The organism is Listeria monocytogenes ATCC 19117, from assembly GCF_000307025.1.
Classification (GTDB): domain Bacteria; phylum Bacillota; class Bacilli; order Lactobacillales; family Listeriaceae; genus Listeria; species Listeria monocytogenes_B.
In genome coordinates this window covers 1,599,575-1,620,628 of sequence record NC_018584.1, presented here as the reverse complement: position 1 = coordinate 1,620,628, position 21,054 = coordinate 1,599,575, and the positions used below count along the sequence as shown (strand labels likewise).

Here is a 21,054-nt window from a genome sequence, read left to right as displayed (position 1 = left end):
TTTTTTATTATAAGAAATTACGTTTCACTTTATCCCAGAAAGAATTTTTAGGCAGTTTGATAATATTGATAAAACGATCGCCTACTTCTAAATTAACTTCATGCACGTGTTGGATACTAAGTGCTTCGCTATCCATTCCAATCATCGGGAATTCGTTATTTCCTTCTTCAGACGCAATTTCAATACGTAGTTTGCGTTTTGGACTAAGAATGAACGAAGAACCAAGTGTGCGGAATTTGTTATTGTTAATAGAAGCCAGTTCACTTACTTGCATAGATGGAAGAAGTGGGTCCACGATAGAACCGTTCACTGATTTATTATAAGCGGTACTTCCTGTTGGTGTGGAAATAACCATGCCATCTCCGCGGAAAGTTTCGAAGTGAGAATCATTAATATAAAGATCCATCGTAAGCGTTCTAATAATAGAAGAACGAATGTTAAATTCATTTAATACATAAAAAGCTTTGGTGTTATTCACTGTTCCATAGATAGTTGGATAACGTCTTACTAACCAACGATCTTCAATGGCTGCCTTGATGATTTCATCCAATTGATTAATATGGAAGTCACAGTATTGACCTAATTGCTCTGTTAGCGCAATCCCTGCATATAAACAATCTTGACGGAAGCCAGTTTCTCTTACAGATTTAAGAAAAGCACCATCACCACCAATGCTGATAATAACGTTTGCTTTTTGATAGTCATCCGTTAATTCATATCCATAATCCGTCGTAATTTTCTTCAATTCTTTTGCTTTTGCATGTAGTTCTTCTGTTTTTCGATAGGAAAAATAAAAAATAGTTTTTGCCATGTTAGTTGTCCCTCCAGAATCCAATTTTAATCAACAAACTTATTATAACATGACTTCAGAGCAATTTCTTTCATCATAAGTAAAAAAGTGAAATGGGACACAATTTAAGAGAAAGATTGTACAAAATAAAAGAGGCTGGTATTATTACATTATCTAATCAGAAAAAGGGGAGAAATAAATGAACGCTAAAAGATGGATTGCACTAGGGATTGTTTTTGCACTTTTGATAGTCAGTGCGTTAGCAAAGTTTACATCAAGTCAAATCGCTTCAAAGGAAGATAGTAGTCCGACATTTGTCGAAAGCCTATTCGCAGATACCGGCGAACTAACCGAAACAGTAATTGAAGAAGGCGGGAATGATACAATTGCTGTATTATCTGTAGATGGCACTATTCAAGATACGGGAGATTCAGGTTCCTTATTTAGTGAGGCTGGCTACAATCATTCTTTTTTTATGCAACAATTAGAACAAGTGAGAAATGATGACTATATCCAAGGCGTACTGCTGTATGTTAATTCACCAGGTGGCGGTGTCATGGAATCCGCGCAAATTCGTGATAAAATTTTACAAATTCAAAAAGAACGCAATATTCCATTCTATGTTTCCATGGGGAGTATGGCAGCATCAGGTGGATATTATATTTCCGCGCCAGCCGACAAAATTTTTGCAAGTAAAGAAACATTGACCGGCTCGCTTGGCGTCATTATGCAAGGGTATGACTATAGTGAACTCATGAAAAAATTAGGTGTTTCAGATAATACCATTAAAAGTGGCGAATATAAAGACATTATGAGCGGGACAAGACCAATGACGGAAGACGAGAAGAAGATTATGCAGTCAATGATTGATGATTCTTATAATGAGTTCGTTAAAGTAGTTGCACAGGGCCGTGGAATGACTGTAGAACAAGTGCGTAAAATTGCAGATGGTCGCATATACGACGGCCGCCAAGCAAAAGAGAACGGATTGATTGATGAATTTGGTTATCAAGAAGATGCCCTAGAAGCTTTGAAAAAAGAACAAGGGTTAGCTGATGCGACAGTCATTCAATATGATACACCAGAAAACTTTAGCTCGCTATTCTCTGTAGCTGCACAAAAAATCTCTGGTCAAAATGCAGATATTTCCCAACTAATCAAATTAACTGGCACACTTAAAGCGCCAAGAATGATGTATTTATATGGAGAATAATGTGAGAGGAGAGGCGCACATGGCTAATGAAAATGTTACTTTTGAAAGTAAACGCCAAGTCTATCATTATGAACCACCAATTCAGAAAGAAGAAGCCATTCCTAAACAGTACTTTGCTGGCTTTTGGATCCGGTTTTTAGCTTATTTAGTCGATTTAGTTGTCATCGCAGCCTTGAAGGGAATCATTATTAATCCGATTTTCCGCGTTTCTGGAATGGGGATGGATGACAGTTTCTTCACATTTTATTGGGGAATGACAACGATTATCTTTTTAGCTTACTTTATTCTGCTTACTAAGTTTTTCGGACAAACGCTTGGAAAAATGTTATTTGGTCTTCGCGTAGTGAAACTTGATGGCGAAAAATTAACTTGGTTAACCGTTTTATTTCGAGAAGGTGCGATGCGTTTTGTCTTAAAAACAATTTGGCCGTTATATGTGGTTTGTGCCTTTACACCAAACAAACAAGGCATTGCGGACTTTTTTGAATCCACATCTGTCGTCCACACGGGCTACTTAGAACTAGATGAAAAATGGGTAAATGGAGCAAAAAAATAGCTTATAGCAAACTTCTTCTTTAAAATGGAATAGAAGCGTCCATTAAAGGAGGAAGAAAAAATGACTCAAGTAACATTTAAACATAATCCAGTTACACTCGTAGGTACCGAAAGAAAAGTTGGCGACAAAGCGCCGAACTTCACAGTGGTGAATAGAGATTTAGAAGAAGTAACATTGCACGATTATGACGGGAAAGTGAGACTTATCAGCGTTGTTCCTTCCATTGATACAAGTGTTTGTTCCACACAAACGCGTAAATTTAATGAAGAAGCAAGCAATTTAGATAATACAGTTGTCTTAACTATCTCCGTTGATTTACCATTTGCTCAAAAGAAATGGTGTGCCGCAGAAGGTTTACCAAATGCGATTACATTATCTGATCACCGCGATCTTTCTTTTGGCGAAGCATACGGTGTAGTCATGAAAGAACTTCGCTTACTAGCTCGTTCTGTTTTTGTGGTAAATGCAGCAGGGGAAATCGTCTACACGGAAGTAGTTCCAGAAGGTAGCGATCATCCGAATTATGAAGCTGCAATTGAAGCTGCGAAAAAAGCCTAAATCGTAAAAGCCTTCCTTTAGTTAGGAGGGCTTTTTTCTGTATTACTACTAAAAATAAACTGTACTAATGATAATGAACTATTTCCAATGAGAATTTCATCTTTTACTACATAAAATCCTTTCACATTCTTTAGAAATACTGTATAATGTTTGGTGGTGTTAGTAATGATGAAAATTCGAGGTGTTACTTTTGGCAAATGAAGCAACGCAAGAATTATTTCAAGTGCTTGATAATACAGCTATTATCTTGCAAAATGAACTTGAAATAAGCTATTTGGAAGCGGTTTATGAAACAGGAGAAAATCTGTTTCAAAAAGAAGTTTTACAAAAAGAAGAGTTGTCTTCTGAAAAACAATTGAAATTACAAGCGTCTTACGAAAGTATCGAACTTGAGAATTTCTCGAATGAAGAAATCCGCAAAGGTCTTCAATTAGCACTACTAAAAGGCATGAAACACGGTATTCAAGTGAACCACCAAATGACGCCAGATTCCATTGGTTTCATTGTGGCATATTTGCTTGAAAAAGTGATTCAAAAGAAGAAAAATGTTTCTATCTTGGATCCAGCCTGTGGCACTGCAAACCTTTTAACAACAGTGATTAATCAGCTAGAATTAAAAGGTGATGTAGACGTTCATGCAAGTGGTGTAGATGTAGATGATTTGCTTATTTCGCTTGCACTAGTAGGAGCGGATTTACAGCGACAAAAAATGACATTGCTGCATCAAGATGGGCTGGCTAATTTATTAGTTGATCCCGTAGATGTCGTAATTAGTGATTTACCTGTTGGGTATTATCCGGATGACGAAAATGCAAAAACATTTGAACTTTGCCGTGAAGAAGGGCATTCATTTGCTCATTTCTTGTTTATAGAACAAGGAATGCGCTACACAAAGCCAGGAGGATATTTATTCTTCTTGGTACCTGACGCAATGTTTGGGACTAGTGACTTTGCTAAGGTGGACAAGTTTATCAAGAAAAACGGTCATATTGAGGGAATTATTAAATTGCCTGAAACACTGTTTAAGTCTGAACAAGCACGAAAAAGCATCTTGATTTTACAAAAAGCGGACGTAGATGTAAAGCCGCCAAAAGAAGTTTTATTGGCCAATCTCTCTTCGCTAACAGATCCGAGCGTAACTGCACCGATTTTAGCTGAAATAGAGAACTGGTTCAAAAGGAAACGATAATGGAAGGAATTGACAAAAACAAAATGGAAAAAACGATTGCAATTAACGCCGGAAGTTCTTCACTGAAATTCCAATTATATGATATGCCATCTGAACGTGTTATCACAGCTGGGATTGTAGAAAGAATTGGTTTGAAAGATTCTATTTTTACAATTACTGTAGACGGAGAAAAAATCAAAGAAATTATTGATATTCCTGACCATGAAATTGCTGTTCAAATGCTACTTGAAAAATTAATTAACCACAAAGTTATCGGTTCTTACGATGAAATCACTGGAATTGGTCACCGCGTTGTTCACGGTGGAGAAAGATTCCCTGAATCCGTTTATATTGATGACCAAGTAATTAAAGATATTGAAGCTCTATCTGAACTTGCGCCGCTTCATAACCCAGCGAACGTTACTGGTATTAAAGCATTCCGCAAGATTTTACCAGATGTTGTTTCAGTGGCTGTTTTCGATACAGCTTTCCATCAAACAATGCCTCCAGCAAGTTATCTATACAGTCTGCCATACAGCTACTATGAAGACTATGGTATCCGTAAATACGGTTTCCACGGTACAAGTCACAAATATGTATCCGAACGCGCTGCAGAACTTTTAGGACGTCCTGTAGAAGAATTACGTTTACTAACTTGTCACCTTGGTAATGGTGCTAGTATCGCTGCAATCGAAGGCGGAAAATCAATGGATACTTCCATGGGATTCACACCACTAGCTGGTGTTTCTATGGGAACTCGTTCTGGTAACATTGACCCTGCGCTTATTCCTTTCATCATGGAAAAAACTGGCAAAACTGCAGAACAAGTACTTGATGTGTTAAACAAAGAATCTGGTATGCTTGGCGTATCTGGTATTTCAAGCGATCTTCGTGATTTAGAAGATGAAGCAGCAAAAGGAAACGACCGCGCAGAACTTGCACTTCAAGTTTTCGTTGACCGTATCCATAAATACATTGGTTCTTATGCAGCTCGTATGAACGGTGTAGATGCCATTATCTTCACAGCTGGAATCGGTGAAAATAGTTCATACATCCGTGAAAAAGTACTTCGTGGACTTGAATTCATGGGCGTATACTGGGATCCAGCACTTAACCAAGTGCGCGGAGAAGAAAGATTCCTTAACTATCCGCACTCCCCGGTAAAAGTTATCATCATTCCTACAAACGAAGAATTAATGATTGCTCGTGATGTAGAAACAATTAAAAACAATCACTAAAAAAGAAAAAAAGGCTAGCTCTTAATTAAGAGCTAGCCTTTTTTTCTATCCTTATTTTTCTTCTTTATAATCAGGAACATCATTACGTACTACAAGAACATCACAAGGGGAGTGGCGAATAATATACTCAGATACACTACCAATTAACAAACGTTCTACAGCGTTAAGTCCAGTTGCACCACACATGATTAAATCTGCTTGGAATGCTTTTGCTGCTTCTTTTGTAATAGCTGTTTTTGGAGAACCATACTCAATGTAGCTTTCTACTTTTGTTACACCGGCTTTTAAAGCATCTTCTTTATAGCCACTAAGTAATTCATCTGCATATTCGGTAGCTTTGTCTGCCATGCTTGTATCGTAATTGGCTACAGATGAAAACGCGCGTGTATCGATAACATGTACCAGACCAAGCGCCGCGTCATTACGGTTAGCCACTTGAATTGCTTTTTGGAATGCTCTTTCTGCTTCTTTGGATCCATCAACTGCTACTAAAACTCTTTCGTATTGTTGTAACATAATAATTCCTCCAATCAAAATATGTATTTTCTATACTTATATTTTACCCTCTTTTTCCTAAAAGAACCATAAAATGAAAAATAAATTATAGTGAAACAAATATTTCGTCTAATTTTACTAAAACTTTTGTTTGAATTTCAGTTAGTTAATTTTTTACAACTTAGGTATATTGTGTTAGCATGGGGGTGTAGAAAATCTTTTATAGTCTATTATACCTATATCAAGGAGAGTGATTTAGATGTTAGTCGGCGTACCAAAAGAAATTAAAAATAACGAGAATAGGGTGGCAATGACTCCGGCAAGTGTTTTTTCATACGTAAATGCAGGTCATACTGTATACGTGGAAAAAGATGCGGGCATTGGCTCTAATTATCAAGACGCTGATTTTGTGCAAGCGGGGGCAAAAATTGTTGAAACAGCTAAAGAAGCTTGGGATGTAGATATGGTTGTAAAAGTAAAAGAACCGATTGCATCAGAGTATACATACTTTAAAGAAGGACTATTACTTTTCACATATTTACATTTGGCAAATGAACCAACGCTTGCGAAAGCTTTGATGGAGAGTAAAGTAAATAGTGTAGCGTATGAAACAGTAGAACTTGCAGACCACACGTTGCCACTACTTTCGCCAATGAGTGAAGTTGCTGGGCGAATGGCAGCTCAGATTGGCGCACAATTTTTACAAAGAACGAATGGTGGTATGGGTGTCTTGCTTGGTGGGGTGCCGGGTGTAGAGAAAAGTGAAGTGGTTATTATTGGTGGCGGAATCGCTGGAACAAATGCAGCGAAAATTGCAGCTGGTTTAGGTGCCAACGTGACCATTCTTGATATGAATTTGAAACGATTGCGCGAACTGGACGATATTTTTGGCAATCAAGTCCAAACGTTAATGTCGAATGATTTTAATATTGAAACAGCTGTGAAAAAAGCTGATTTGGTTATTGGAGCAGTATTAATTCCAGGAGCAAAAGCGCCCAAACTCGTCAAAGAGCATGTAATTAAACAAATGATTCCGGGATCTGTCCTTGTAGATATCGCGATTGACCAAGGAGGGATTTTTGAAACAACAGATCACGTTTCCACACACGATAATCCAACCTACGAAAAATATGGTGTACTTCATTATGCTGTTGCAAATATGCCAGGTGCAGTACCGCGGACGTCCACTTTGGCGCTTACTAATGCCACTTTACCATTTGGATTGAAACTTGCTAATCAAGGCTTAAAAGCAGCCGTGCAAAATGACCCATTCTTACTTCGTGGATTAAATACATACCAAGGTCACATTACGTACAAGGCTGTTGCAGATTCACTTGATTTACCCTATACGGATAGCAAAGAATTAATTTAATAAAAAAAGCGAACTTTCTCAAAGGAAAGTTCGCTTTTCTTGTTAGTCGATTACTTGTAAAGTTTTTGGGAATTCCGTTAATACTTGCACGCCGTCTTTTGTGACAACGAGGTCATCTTCTATACGAACGCCGGCAACACCGGGAACATAAATACCTGGTTCAATCGTAAATACCATATTTTCTTGCAGTTCCATATTGTTCGTTTCTGTAATCGAAGGGAATTCATGGACACTCGCGCCAAGACCGTGACCAAGACGATGTGGGAAATAATCACCGTAACCTGCTTCACGAATAATATTTCTAGCAGTTAAATCAATTTCGCTTGCTTTTACGCCGGCTTTTACTTTTTCGACAGCGGCAATTTGCGCTTCTAAAACAGTGTCGTAAATCTTTTTCTGTTCATCGGAAATATCTCCAAAAGCTACTGTGCGTGTAATATCAGAGCAATAGCCTTTATGGACAACGCCTAAATCAAATAAAACTAAATCGCCTTTTTTGATTTTTGTTTCGCCTGGAGTACCATGTGGCAGGGCACCGTTTTTACCAGTAAGGACCATTGTATCGAAAGACATGGCAGTTACGCCTTTTTTCTTCATTTCGTATTCGATTTTCGCCACGATTTCTGCTTCTGTTTTACCTTCTGCGATTTCGTTTACACCAACTTGTACGGCGTAATCGGCTAATAAGGCTGCTTCTTTTAATATTTTTAGTTCGGCTTCGGTTTTAATCAGACGAATTTGCTCAATTTTGTGTTCAATCGGAATGAAAGAGCTGCCGGAGAATAATCCACCTAATTGTTCGTAGCGATCTACGCTCATATGTTTTTTCTCAATAGCAAATTTGCTTGGATTTGCAACGCGTTTTTTGATTTCGTCTGCAATGATGGTGAAAGGATTCTCGGTATCGTTATATCCGTATGCAGGGTGTGTCCAGTCACCGCCGCGCACATCTTCTACTTCAAGAGCGGGCGTAAATAAAAACGGTTCACTATCTGGGAAAACTGCTAAGCCAAGCACGCGCTCATGAGGCTCACTATGATAACCCGAGAAATAAGCGATGTTCTCTGGATCTGTTAAAAATGCCACCTCAGCACCTTGGTCTTTTAGCCAATTTTGTAAGACATCGATATTTTTTTCCATAATTGTACCTTCTTTCCAATTGATTTCTATTTCATGATAACATGCGAAGGAATTATTTTGCTAATAAACACCTCTTAGTTTACGAGGTGTTATATAGTAGTTTATAATAAATAGTGGTACAATAATACACATAGAATAATGAATCAGGAAGGAAGTTTTTTAACATGAAGATTTCATTTCATGGTCAGTCTTGTATTAAAATAATTACTGGGGATACAACTATTCTCGTGGATCCATTTATTTCTGGTAATGAGAAATGTGATTTAAAAGCGGAAGAGCAGATGCCTGACTTTATCGTTCTGTCGCATGGACATGATGATCATGTCGGTGATACAGTTGAAATTGCTAAGAATTCTGGAGCAACCGTTATCTGTAATGCGGATTTGGCTTCTTTTTTAGCAGTAGAGGATGGGCTTGAAAATATCGCTCCAATGCATATTGGCGGGAAAAGACAGTTTAGTTTTGGCCAAGTGAAGTTGACGCAAGCTTTTCACGGATCGCAGACGGTTCGAGATGGTCGCATTGTTAACCTTGGTTTCCCAACTGGGATTGTATTTACGATAGAAGATAAAAATATTTATTTTGCAGGGGACACTGGTTTGTTTTCTGATATGAAATTAATTGGTGAATTAAATCCGCTAGACGTTGCTTTCTTGCCGATTGGGGATAATTTTACCATGGGACCAGAAGATGCGGCGATTGCGGCACGGTTTTTACAAGCGAAATTAGTTGTTCCAATGCATTACAATACGTTTCCTTTGATTGCGCAAGATCCGCACAAATTTGTTGCATCGCTTGATGAGGGGATAACTGGAAAAGTACTTGAAATTGGGGAAGGTATCGAAATCTAACAAAATAGGAATGGGTGAACGTGTCGTGGCCACAAAACATGAACAGATTTTAAAATACATTGAAAATCTTGCAGTTGGAGAAAAAATATCTGTACGAAAAATCGCGAAAAACTTGTCTGTAAGCGAGGGAACTGCTTATCGGGCTATTAAAGATGCAGAAATCATTGGGTTTGTTTCTACTATTAAACGAGTGGGAACACTTCGAATTGAACGGAAGCAAAAAGATAGTATCGAAAAATTAACTTTTGCTGAGATTGTGAATATGATTGATGGGCAAGTGCTAGGAGGTCGTGCGGGGCTTTATAAATCGCTTAATAAGTTTGTTATTGGGGCGATGACAGTGGAAGCGATGGAACGCTATACCGATGCAGGAAACTTATTAATTGTCGGAAATAGAGTGAGCGCTCATGAACTTGCTTTGAAACGTGGCGCCGCGGTACTGATTACTGGTGGGTTTGATACGGACGACGAAGTGAAACGGTTGGCGGACGAGAAAGAACTGCCCATTTTATCGACTTCGTATGATACGTTTACAGTTGCAACGATGATTAACCGCGCGATTTATGACCAATTAATTAAAAAAGAAGTAGTATTTGTGGAGGATATTTTGACCCCATTAGAAACAACTGCATTTTTATCTACGTCTGATAAAGTGGAAGATTGGCATAAAATGGAAGAAGCGACAGGTCATAGTCGATTTCCTGTAGTTAACCGAGCGATGCGACTGACTGGGATGGTTACAAGTAAGGATATTCTGGAAAAAAATCCAAGTATTTCAATTGAACGAGTAATGACGAAAAATCCGTTAACTGTGGGACCAAAAATGAGTGTAGCCTCGGTGGCGCACATGATGATTTGGGAGAGTATCGAAGTAATTCCAGTCGTTAAAGATGACTTAACATTAATCGGGATTGTTAGCAGACAGGATATTCTAAAATCTATGCAAATGATTCAAAAACAACCGCAAGTCGGTGAAACAATTGATGATACGATTGCGAATCAGCTTTCTGAAAAAGCAGATACTGGAGAAGAGGCAGATTATGAATTTAAAGTTAGCCCGCAAATGACTAATTCACTCGGAACATTATCGTATGGTGTATTTACACAAGTGGTTTGTGACGTCGTACAGCAAAAACTATTTTCTATGAAAAAACGGAATGTAGCGATTGAAAATGTAACGATGTATTTCCTAAAACCTGTTCAAATGGACGCGACAATTATTATTAAACCGCGAATTTTGGAGATGGGGCGTAAGGCCGGTAAGCTTGATGTAGAGCTTTACTTAGAAGGAATTTTGACCGGAAAAGCTATTGTCGCTTGTCAAATGATGGAACGTTAAAAAGAAATAGAGGCGAAACAATGAAAAGTGAGATTTTACAACAAATAAAACAATATGAAACGATTATTTTGCATAGACATGTACGGCCTGACCCAGATGCATACGGATCGCAAATGGGGCTTGCGGAAATTATCCGGGCTAGCTTTCCTGAGAAAAAAGTCTATTCAGTTGGAAATGATGAAAAGTCGCTCCAATTTCTTGGTATAGTGGACGAAATAACGGATGAAATTTATAAAGATGCGCTTGTGATTGTGTGTGACACCGCGAACCAAGAACGGATTTCAGACGGGCGTTTTAACCTTGGTAAAGCACTTATAAAAATTGACCACCATCCAAATGATGATGCGTATGGTGATTTACTTTGGGTGGACACGACGGCTTCTTCTTGTAGTGAAATGATTGTCGCTTTTTGGGAAATGTTTTCGGATGAGTTAATTTTGAATGAAACTGCTGCAAGACTCCTTTATGCGGGAATTGTTGGTGATACTGGGCGCTTCTTGTATCCAAGCACAACGGAAGAGACGTTACGTTTATCTGCGCATTTAGTGACATTTCCATTTGATCGTCCGGCGCTTTACCGAGAATTATATGAATTACCGAAAAATACGGTAAAACTTTCTGGATATATTTTGCAAAACTTTGTCATGGATGAAAATGGCGCTGCAACCGTTTATTTAAGTGATACGCTTTTAAACGAGTTTGAAGTTGATCCGCGCGACGCTTCCGCACTTGTTTCGTGTATCGAAAATGTGGAAGGTATCAAGGCATGGATTATGTTCATTCAAGAAGGTCCCGTTTTTAGAGCTCGTTTACGTTCTAAAGGTCCAGTTATTAATGAATTAGCCAAAGAGTATGGCGGCGGCGGACATCCGCTTGCTTCTGGTGCGACACTTCATAATGAAGAAGAAATAAAGGAAATGACGGCAAAATTGCAACGCATTTGTGCCGATAAATAATTAGGAAATAAAGTCGGATTAATTATCTGGCTTTATTTTTATATAAAAACACGAACACACTTTCTTTTTTTTAGCTTAACCGATATAATGGAAAAAGAGAGTTTTGAAAGGAGAGAGGATAGTGGGGTTTGTTCATTTACAAGTTGCGAGCGCTTATGATTTGCTTTCAAGTACAGCATCGATTGATAAGCTAATCGCTAAAGCAAAAGAATACCATTATCCAGCCTTAGCAATTACGGATAAAAATGTACTTTACGGAGTAGTCGAGTTTTATCAAAAGTGTTTAGCGGCGGATATAAAACCAATTATCGGGATGACGGTGACAATTCAAGGTTACTTAAATCCAATTAATTCATATGAGTTGATATTAATTGCGGAATCAACCGCTGGATATCACGAGTTATTAAAAATCGCGAGTGCTATTCAAACGCGCGAAGAAGGCCCCGAATTGCCACAAAGCTGGTTACGCGCTTATAGCAGTAACTTGATTGCGATTTCACCTGGTGCCAAAGGAGAAATCGAACGTCTTCTGATGGAGGAGAATCGCGAGGGAGCACTGGAAGTTTATGCAAATTTAGTCGAAATTTTTGGTAAAGAATCTGTTTATTTATCTGCCCAAAAAGAAAATCCACGTCTTTTCACAAAAATAGAAACTTTTTCTGCAGAAGAAAATGTACCGGTTGTTGCGACGAAAAATGTACAATATATAGAACCAAAAGATGCGCAAGCAAAAGAAGTTTTAACGGCCATTCGTGATAATCGAACGGTCGATTGGACAACGTTACCACTTGCCGGACCAAATTATTTTACCTCACAAGAAGAAATGGAACGTGATTGGCAAACGGAGTTCGAAAAACGGGCATGCTTAGAAACTGGTGAACTTGCAGATCGTTGTCATGTCGAAATTGCTTTGGATCAGCATTTATTACCTAGATTTCCATTAAATGAAGGACAAAATGCATCAGATGTTTTGCGTCAAACAGCCTTTGCAGGATTAAAAGAACGAAATTTATTAGGTGTGGAATATCAGGAGCGTTTAGAATATGAATTAAAAGTCATTACGGAAATGGGTTTTGCAGATTACTTTCTAATCGTTTGGGATGTTATTCGTTATTCACGCGAGGCGGGAATTTTAACAGGTCCAGGTCGGGGCTCTGCGGCGGGGGCGCTTGTTTCCTATGCACTCAGAATTACGGATGTAGACCCGATTCGTTACAATTTGCTATTTGAACGATTTTTAAACCCAGAACGTATCACGATGCCCGATATTGATTTGGATTTTCCAGATAATCGCCGCGATGAAGTGATTTCGTATGTGGTATCTAAATACGGAGAAGCGCATGTGGCGCAAATCGGCACGTTTGGAACACTAGCGGCAAAAGCGGCGATTCGCGATACTGCGAGGAGTTTTGGGCTAAATTCTGTACTATTATCTGAATGGTCTAAGTTGATTCCAAGTCAGTTAGGTATTACGTTACAAAAAGCACTACAAGAAAGTCCGCGTTTAGAAAACCATATTAAAAGCTCTAAAGAAAATGAAATGATTTGGGAAGTTGCTTGTCAACTGGAAGGCTTGCCACGTCATATTTCAACGCACGCAGCCGGAATAGTAATTAGTGACAAGCCACTCGTAGAACAAGTCGCGCTACAATTAGGTAGCGGAGATGCACGTTTGACCCAGTTTGCTATGGGAGAATTAGAGAAAATCGGCTTACTTAAAATGGACTTTTTAGGACTTAGAAATCTTAGTTTACTTGATCGTGTTTTGAAATCAGTCAATTATACTAGAGAAACTCCGTTAACATTAGCAGATATTTCCTTAGAAGATAAAAAAACATTGAAACTATTCCAAACAGGTGACACGACAGGGGTATTCCAATTTGAATCGGACGGGATTCGACGCGTGCTCCGAAAATTAAAACCAACTTCTTTTGAAGATGTCGTGGCGGTAGATGCGCTTTATCGTCCGGGTCCAATGGAACAAATTGATACATTTATCGCTAGAAAACACGGAAAAGAAAAAATTCAATATCCTCATCCAGATTTAGCGCCTATTTTGGAAGTGACATACGGCGTTATCGTTTATCAAGAGCAAATTATTCAAGTAGCGAACCAAATGGCTGGATTTTCGCTTGGAGAAGCAGATTTATTAAGACGAGCGGTCAGCAAGAAAAAAGCAGATGTCCTAAACGAAGAGCGAATTCACTTTGTGGAAGGTGCTAAGAGTAGAGGTTATTCAGATGCTAGCGCTAACCAAGTGTATGATATGATTGTTCAATTCGCGAATTACGGTTTCAACCGAAGTCACGCTGCAGCATATTCAAAAATCGCTTTTCAATTAGCTTATTTAAAAGCACATTTTCCAGCTGCATTTATGTCGTCGCTTCTTAGCTCTGTTTTTGGCAATGACGACAAAATTTCCCAGTACATTACCGAAGCAAAAAACTACGGAATTAGCATGTTAGCGCCAAGCATCAACCATAGTAATTACTACTTCCAAGTGGAGAATGAATCATCTATCCGCTATAGTTTCCGTGTTATTCGTAAAGTGCCAACGAAATTCATTTTAGAAATTATTAACGAACGAAAAAAAGCACCTTTCCGAGATTTCTTTGATTTTTGTGAAAGAATGCCACATAAAATGCTCTCAGAAACCGTTTTAGAAGCACTTGTATTTTCTGGGTGTTTTGACGAATTTGGCGAGGATCGAGCAACGATTTTGGCAACCATTGATGCAGTGCTACAATATATTTCGCTACTCGGTGAAGATTCGAAAGGAATGAATCTTTTCGCGGAAGATGATGACTTTTTGAAAAAGATGAAACCACGCTACCGGAAAACCGCGCCCATTTCGATTGATGAAAAGCTGGAGAAAGAAAAATTATACACGGGTCAATACGTTTCAGCGCATCCAGTATCGTACTACCAAAATAAATTACAAAATCTTGCTATTACAAGACTTGCAAATCTTTCTTCCGGCAAAAACTATCAAGTAGCTGCTTATGTACATGAAGTCAAATCAATTAGAACAAAAAAGGGCGAAACGATGTGCTTTTTAACAATTAGTGATGATTCAAAAGAACTGAGCGCCGTCATGTTCCCGGAAAGTTATCGTAAATTCGCGAGCTTTGCACAAAAAGGGGAGATTCTCTTTTTGCAAGTCAAAGCAGACACAAGGAACGGAGAGCTACAGTTAATTATCAATAAAGCAGAAGATTTAAAAGAAATAAAAGCCCCCGTACGATTGTTCCTAAAATTAACGGAACCACAGCAAATGGAACAAATTAAGCCAGTTTTAACTCGTTATAAAGGCGACAGTAAGGTCATTGTGCATCAAGCAATAACGAAACAAACTGCTGAGCTGAAAAATATTCAAGTAACGCCATCAAATGAGCTGCAAGAAGCGTTAGAAGAGCTACTCGGTAAAGAGAATGTAGTCATTAAGTAATCTTAGACTTTCTATATTTATAGAAAGTATGTTATAGTTTAACGTGGAAAACAATATTGCGCAGTCTGTCCAGTTGTAATTCGGATAGACTGGCATTTTGTCTTCTTGTGGGAAAATGCGGTTGATTTATGTTTCATGTCTTTATTCATTTTTTATTTTTACAACATTAAAAATCGTTAATAACCACAATAGAAAGCGTAAATGGGGAGGGTTATCCTTGCTAGGAGACTTGTTTACAAAACCAAAAAAGAGAAAATATGCCACAATTCCTTCTGATGGAACGAAAGCAGATGTTCCAGAAGGTATTATGACAAAATGTCCGGAATGTAAAAAAATAATGTATACCAAAGAATTGCAAAAAAATCTTATGGTATGTAATTATTGTGGTTTTCATCATCCAATTGGGGCAAAAGCACGAATCGATATGCTAGTTGATGAAGGCTCTTTTGAAGAAATTGATGCTAGTTTAACGACAGCAAATCCACTTGGTTTTGAAGATTATATGGATCGTATTGAGAAAGATAAGCAAAAATCTGGTTTAAATGAAGCCATTGTTACTGGTCATGCTACAATTGATGGTAATCCGCTTGTTATTGCAGTGATGGATTCTCGTTTTAGAATGGCAAGTATGGGCTCTGTTGTCGGTGAAAAAATCTTTCGTGCCGTGGAAGATGCCGATAAAACAAATAAACCGTTTGTTATTTTCACTGCTTCAGGTGGCGCGCGTATGCAAGAGGGGATGCTTTCGCTTATGCAAATGGCGAAAACCTCTGCTGCATTTAAACGATTTAGCAATCACGGGGGACTGATTATTACGGTAATGACGCACCCAACTACTGGTGGGGTTTCTGCTAGTTTTGCATCCCTTGGAGACTATAACTTTGCAGAACCAGGCGCACTTATTGGCTTTGCTGGACGCCGGGTAATAGAACAAACCGTTCGTGAAGAATTACCAGAAGACTTCCAAACGTCGGAGTTTTTATTAAAGCATGGACAACTAGATGACTGTATTTCACGCCTTGATCTGCAAAATAAATTAAGTTTTATTTTAAGCATTCACGTGAAAACACCTGAAGTAGGAGGTGAAGCGGATGGCGAATGAGATGGAATTTGAGAAACCGATTTTAGAATTAAAAAGTAAGATTGCTGACTTAAAAGAGTACAATGAAACTTCTGATGTGGATTTGACCAATGAAATTGAAAAGCTAGAAAAACGCTTAGCTAAGTTAGAATCAAGCATTTATAGCAATATGACTGCTTGGGATAAATTTCAAGTAGCTCGCCATCCAGAAAGACCTACGACACTTGATTATATTTCACTTTTATTCGAAGACTTCATGGAACTTCACGGGGATCGCGCATTTGGTGACGATGCTGCAATTGTTGGCGGTATCGCAACTTTCCACGGTATCCCAGTGACAGTTATTGGTCACCAACGTGGTAAAGATACAAAAGATAATTTACATCGTAATTTTGGTATGCCTCATCCTGAAGGTTTCCGTAAAGCGCTACGTTTGATGAAACAAGCAGATAAATTTGGCCGACCAATTATTTGCTTCATCGATACGAAAGGTGCTTATCCAGGTCGAGCTGCGGAAGAACGCGGTCAAAGTGAAGCCATTGCTAGAAATCTTTATGAAATGAGCGATATGAAAGTACCAATTATTTCTATTGTAATCGGTGAAGGTGGAAGTGGTGGAGCACTCGCTCTTGGTGTTGGAAATCAAATTTTCATGCTTGAAAATGCAGTTTTCTCTGTTATTTCACCAGAAGGAGCAGCAGCTATTTTATGGAAAGATGCCAGTCAAGCGAAGAAAGCAGCAGAGTCTATGCGGATTACAGCTGACGATTTATTTGAACTTGGCATTACAGATGGAATTATTCCAGAAGTAAAAGGCGGTGCGCACCGAGATTTAAATGCGCAAGCCGAAGAAATTAACAAAACTATCACGAAGTCTTTACATGCACTAATGGCATTTTCTGAAGAACAATTAATGGAACAGCGTTATGAGAAATTCAAGAAAATCGGTGTATACGATACTTTATAAACAATAAAAGAAGCGGCTTTCCTAATTTTAGGAGATCCGCTTCTTTGGTATATGCCAAACGCTAAAAAGAAAGTTTACCCATTCACAAGTATAGACCAATTATGTTTATTTAAGCTATAAAGCCGTTTTTCGTACGAATCGGAATAGACCGATATTTAAAATGGCGATTTGCAAAGCTTCTCGTTTAAAAAAGTGCTCTGTTGAAGCTTTTCATTTGCCCTTTTTTCATGTAGAATAAACACATGTGATGAAAAACAATATCATTGTCTGAGGTGGTAAGTAAAATGAAACGAATTGCAATTTTAACAAGTGGAGGAGACGCTCCAGGAATGAATGCAGCCACTCGTGCTGTTGTACGGAAAGCAATCTATGAAGGACTTGAAGTTTACGGTATTAACTATGGCTTTTTAGGGCTAGTCAATGGTGATATTCGTAAACTAGAATTAGGTTCTGTTGGTGATTTACTTCACCGCGGAGGTACATTCCTTTATTCCGCAAGATATCCTGAATTCGCTACAGAAGAAGGACAACTTAAAGGAATTGAACAATTGAAAAAACATCAAATCGATGGCCTTGTGGTTATTGGTGGAGATGGTTCTTATCACGGAGCGGAAGCACTTACAAAACGTGGATTCCCAACTATTGGTATCCCAGGAACTATTGATAATGATATTTCTGGAACTGATTTTACTATTGGTTTTGATACAGCGTTAAACACTGTTCTTGATGCACTTGATAAAATCCGCGATACAGCTACAAGTCATGAACGTACTTTCATTATTGAAGTTATGGGACGTGACGCTGGTGATATCGCTCTTTGGTCTGGACTTGCTGGTGGTGCTGAAGCTATCATCGTTCCAGAAGAAAGTTTTAATATGGATGATGTCGTGGATCGTTTGAACAAAGGTCGCGAACGTGGTAAAAAACATAGTATTATCGTCGTTGCTGAGGGCGTAATGTCCGGTAATGAATTCGCTAAACAATTAGCTGAATATGGCGATTATCATGCACGTGTAACTGTTCTTGGACACGTTCAACGTGGTGGTAGCCCAACTGCATTTGACCGTGTACTTGCAAGCCGTCTTGGTGCACGTTCAGTAGAATTATTGTTAGAAAACCGCGGAGGATTAGCTGTTGGAATCCGTGAAAATAGAATTGTCGAAAATGACATTAGTGAAATTTTGAAAGAAAAACACACACTTGATCAAAAATTATTTGATCTAGCATCTATTTTGTCGATTTAAAACGGCTGAAGAGCTGGCTGCCATGACAAAGCATGGTAGCCTTTCTTTGTGAAAAATTTTAGTAATGTATTAAAAATAAACTTTGAGGGTAAAGAAATGCAAATCGTTCATTAAGCATGCTGTAACAATCTGGAAAACGTTTTCTTGTTATCGTTACCATGCAGGTTGATTGCGATTTTATTCACAAACTTACTTGTTTTACAAGGTTGTTACTGGTAAAATGTGGAAGATATGTTTATAATAAATACGAATGAATAGCTAAGTTCTAGGAGGAGTAATAACATGAAAAAAACGAAAATTGTTTGTACAATTGGTCCTGCAAGTGAGTCAGTTGACACATTAGTTCAGTTGATCGAAGCAGGAATGAACGTTGCACGTCTTAATTTCTCTCACGGAGATTTTGAAGAGCACGGTGCGCGTATTGTAAATATCCGCGAAGCATCGAAAAAAACTGGTAAACAAGTGGCTATCTTACTTGATACAAAAGGTCCAGAAATCCGTACAAACGACATGGTCGGCGGAAAATTAGAATTCCAAACAGGTGATGTTGTACGTGTTTCTATGACTCCTGTTGAAGGAACAAAAGAAAAATTCTCCGTGACTTACGGCGAACTTTACGATGATGTAGAAATTGGTTCTTCCATTTTACTTGATGACGGCTTAATCGGTCTTGAAGTAATCGAAAAAGACGAAGCTAATCGCGAACTAGTAACAAAAGTACTTAACCCAGGTGTACTTAAAAATAAAAAAGGTGTTAACGTACCAAACGTTTCTATCAACCTACCAGGAATCACAGAAAAAGATGCTGCTGATATCCGCTTTGGTTTAGAACAAGGTATTGATTTTATCGCTGCATCTTTCGTACGTCGTGCTACAGATGTTCTTGAAATCACTAAAATTCTAGAAGAGCACAATGCAACTCACGTACAAATCATTCCTAAAATCGAAAACCAAGAAGGCGTTGATAATATCGACGAAATCTTACAAGTATCTCAAGGCCTAATGGTTGCTCGTGGGGACCTTGGTGTTGAAATTCCAGCTGAAGAAGTTCCGATTGTACAAAAAGAACTTATCAGAAAATGTAATAAACTTGGTAAACCTGTTATTACTGCAACACAAATGCTTGATTCCATGCAACGTAACCCACGTCCAACTCGCGCTGAAGCAAGTGACGTAGCGAATGCGATTTTTGATGGAACAGATGCAATTATGTTGTCCGGTGAAACAGCTGCTGGGGATTATCCAGTAGAAGCAGTTAAAATGATGGCGAAAATCGCTGTTCGTACAGAAGAAGTACTAGTTGCTCAAGATAAATTTGCACTTAAACTTCACGAAAATACGGATATGACAGAAGCTATCGGTCAAGCAGTTGGCCATACTGCGAAAAACCTAAATGTACAAACTATTGTTGCTGCGACTCAAAGTGGTCACACAGCGCGTATGATCTCTAAATACCGTCCTAAATCTCATATCGTTGCTGTAACATTCAACGAGCATGTATACCGCGGTTTAGCACTTTCATGGGGTGTTTATCCTCGCCTAGCTACTCCAGTTAGCAACACAGATGAAATGTTCGACCTTGCAGTGAAAGAATCTCTTGCTTCTGGCGTTGCAAAACAAGGCGACTTAATTATCATCACTGCTGGTGTTCCAGTTACTGAAAGTGGAACAACAAACGTAATGAAAATCCAATTAATTGGTGAAAAAGTTGTTAAAGGCCAAGGTATTGGCAGCAAATCTGTTATCGGTAAAGCAATCGTTGCTAAATCCAATGCAGAAGCACTTGAAAAAGCAGAAGAAGGCGGAATCTTAATCGTTAAAACAACGGATAAAGAAATGCTACCTGCATTCGAGAAAAGTGCAGCAGTTGTTGTGGAAGAAGGCGGCTTGACTAGCCACGCAGCAGTTGTAGGAATCAACCTAGGCATTCCTGTCATCGTTGGCGCTAAAGATGCAACATCTCTTGTAAAAGACGGTGAAATCATTACTGTTGATTCTCGTCAAGGTGTTGTATATAACGGCAAAACAGCAACACATTAATAGTTAACTTTCTAAAAGCGTCCCGCATGCGGGACGCTTTTTTTATGCGCACGCCTGTATTGTTTTTCGATTACGCCAAAATAGGTTATAATAGAGAGTAAGTATTGGAGTTGATTTTATGAGAAAATTTATTCTTTATTGGGCTTTATATGGCTTAATAGAATTGATTATGTACGTTTGGTTATTCCAAGTAATTGGCTTTTGGCCACTTCTTTTTATTCAGGCAGCTTCAAGTGCCTTTGGTGTTTTTATTTTCAAACGGCTTGGTGGCAACCTTTTCCGAAATTTACGAGATGGCCGCACTGTAGCCCCGTATTTGTTGGATAGTCTGTGCTTTTTTATCGCCGGGTTTTTATTAATTATTCCAGGTGTTATAACAACTATACTTGGACTACTCATTTTTATTCCATTTTCCCGCAAACTATTAAAACCAAAATTAACAAAATGGCTTGGAAATCAAAAGAAACATACGCAATATTATTATTTTGATATGTAATTAAAACCTCTATGGGAAAAACTTTCTATAGAGGTTTCATTGAAAAAAGGGCAATTCATTTTCCTTATGGCATTTTAGTATTACTATAAGGTATGTTTATGA

18 protein-coding genes are annotated in these 21,054 nt (G+C 38.4%); 15 read left to right on the top strand and 3 right to left on the bottom strand.

Features of this window, described 5'->3' with window-relative positions; genetic code table 11:
* Positions 1–7 precede the first annotated feature (7 nt).
* On the bottom strand, positions 8–811 hold the full coding sequence (locus LMOATCC19117_RS08010) for an NAD kinase (protein WP_003723315.1): 804 nt from the start codon (positions 809–811) through the stop codon (positions 8–10).
* A gap of 178 nt (positions 812–989) precedes the next feature.
* On the opposite strand from LMOATCC19117_RS08010, the gene sppA reads away from it, so the two are divergent.
* From sppA to LMOATCC19117_RS07985, 5 genes are all read left to right on the top strand, one after another.
* On the top strand, positions 990–2,003 hold the full coding sequence (gene sppA / locus LMOATCC19117_RS08005; RefSeq protein WP_003734345.1) for a signal peptide peptidase SppA: 1,014 nt from the start codon (positions 990–992) through the stop codon (positions 2,001–2,003).
* 19 nt (positions 2,004–2,022) lie between these two features.
* Positions 2,023–2,559 carry an RDD family protein gene (locus LMOATCC19117_RS08000; RefSeq protein WP_003727377.1) on the top strand — a complete coding sequence of 179 codons (537 nt, stop codon included), beginning with the start codon at positions 2,023–2,025 and terminating at the stop codon, positions 2,557–2,559.
* Positions 2,560–2,619: 60 nt separating this feature from the next.
* The gene (gene tpx, locus LMOATCC19117_RS07995; protein ID WP_003727378.1) at positions 2,620–3,117 is read left to right on the top strand and encodes a thiol peroxidase; all 498 of its coding nucleotides are present in this window, start codon (positions 2,620–2,622) and stop codon (positions 3,115–3,117) included.
* A 190-nt stretch (positions 3,118–3,307) separates the two neighbouring features.
* Positions 3,308–4,306, top strand: coding sequence for a class I SAM-dependent methyltransferase (locus LMOATCC19117_RS07990; protein WP_003727379.1), 999 nt, complete (start codon positions 3,308–3,310; stop codon positions 4,304–4,306).
* 23 nt (positions 4,307–4,329) lie between these two features.
* Positions 4,330–5,523: an acetate kinase gene (locus tag LMOATCC19117_RS07985; protein WP_003741223.1), complete on the top strand. Its 1,194-nt coding sequence runs from the start codon at positions 4,330–4,332 to the stop codon at positions 5,521–5,523.
* 51 nt (positions 5,524–5,574) lie between these two features.
* Here LMOATCC19117_RS07985 and LMOATCC19117_RS07980 read toward each other — a convergent pair whose 3' ends face one another.
* On the bottom strand, positions 5,575–6,039 hold the full coding sequence (locus tag LMOATCC19117_RS07980) for a universal stress protein (protein WP_003725993.1): 465 nt from the start codon (positions 6,037–6,039) through the stop codon (positions 5,575–5,577).
* 238 nt (positions 6,040–6,277) lie between these two features.
* Here LMOATCC19117_RS07980 and ald point away from each other — a divergent pair, with 238 nt between their 5' ends.
* Complete coding sequence (gene ald, locus LMOATCC19117_RS07975; RefSeq protein ID WP_003725992.1) at positions 6,278–7,390, top strand: alanine dehydrogenase; 1,113 nt, start codon at positions 6,278–6,280, stop codon at positions 7,388–7,390.
* 42 nt (positions 7,391–7,432) lie between these two features.
* Here ald and LMOATCC19117_RS07970 read toward each other — a convergent pair whose 3' ends face one another.
* Positions 7,433–8,530 carry a M24 family metallopeptidase gene (locus tag LMOATCC19117_RS07970; RefSeq protein ID WP_003727380.1) on the bottom strand — a complete coding sequence of 366 codons (1,098 nt, stop codon included), beginning with the start codon at positions 8,528–8,530 and terminating at the stop codon, positions 7,433–7,435.
* A gap of 164 nt (positions 8,531–8,694) precedes the next feature.
* On the opposite strand from LMOATCC19117_RS07970, the gene LMOATCC19117_RS07965 reads away from it, so the two are divergent.
* From LMOATCC19117_RS07965 to LMOATCC19117_RS07925, 9 genes are all read left to right on the top strand, one after another.
* Positions 8,695–9,381 carry a metal-dependent hydrolase gene (locus LMOATCC19117_RS07965; RefSeq protein ID WP_003725990.1) on the top strand — a complete coding sequence of 229 codons (687 nt, stop codon included), beginning with the start codon at positions 8,695–8,697 and terminating at the stop codon, positions 9,379–9,381.
* 25 nt (positions 9,382–9,406) lie between these two features.
* Entirely contained in the window at positions 9,407–10,720 is a 1,314-nt protein-coding gene (gene ytoI / locus LMOATCC19117_RS07960) for a CBS-HotDog domain-containing transcription factor YtoI (RefSeq protein ID WP_003727381.1), read from the top strand.
* Between the two features lie 20 nt (positions 10,721–10,740).
* A complete protein-coding gene (locus tag LMOATCC19117_RS07955) occupies positions 10,741–11,676 on the top strand; it encodes a DHH family phosphoesterase (protein WP_003726611.1) in 936 nt (311 codons plus the stop codon).
* Positions 11,677–11,797: 121 nt separating this feature from the next.
* Entirely contained in the window at positions 11,798–15,124 is a 3,327-nt protein-coding gene (gene dnaE, locus LMOATCC19117_RS07950) for a DNA polymerase III subunit alpha (RefSeq protein ID WP_003734343.1), read from the top strand.
* A 217-nt stretch (positions 15,125–15,341) separates the two neighbouring features.
* Positions 15,342–16,226 (top strand): acetyl-CoA carboxylase, carboxyltransferase subunit beta, encoded by an 885-nt coding sequence (accD, locus tag LMOATCC19117_RS07945; RefSeq protein WP_003727383.1) that lies wholly within the window; start codon positions 15,342–15,344, stop codon positions 16,224–16,226.
* Positions 16,216–17,172 (top strand): acetyl-CoA carboxylase carboxyl transferase subunit alpha, encoded by a 957-nt coding sequence (gene accA / locus LMOATCC19117_RS07940; protein ID WP_003734342.1) that lies wholly within the window; start codon positions 16,216–16,218, stop codon positions 17,170–17,172. The genes accD and accA overlap by 11 nt, the downstream gene beginning before the upstream one ends.
* Before the next feature lie 284 nt (positions 17,173–17,456).
* The gene (gene pfkA, locus LMOATCC19117_RS07935) at positions 17,457–18,416 is read left to right on the top strand and encodes a 6-phosphofructokinase (protein ID WP_003723299.1); all 960 of its coding nucleotides are present in this window, start codon (positions 17,457–17,459) and stop codon (positions 18,414–18,416) included.
* Positions 18,417–18,698: 282 nt separating this feature from the next.
* Positions 18,699–20,456, top strand: coding sequence for a pyruvate kinase (gene pyk, locus LMOATCC19117_RS07930; protein ID WP_003727384.1), 1,758 nt, complete (start codon positions 18,699–18,701; stop codon positions 20,454–20,456).
* Between the two features lie 118 nt (positions 20,457–20,574).
* A complete protein-coding gene (locus tag LMOATCC19117_RS07925) occupies positions 20,575–20,952 on the top strand; it encodes an FxsA family protein (RefSeq protein WP_003725695.1) in 378 nt (125 codons plus the stop codon).
* The last annotated feature ends 102 nt before the right edge of the window (positions 20,953–21,054 follow it).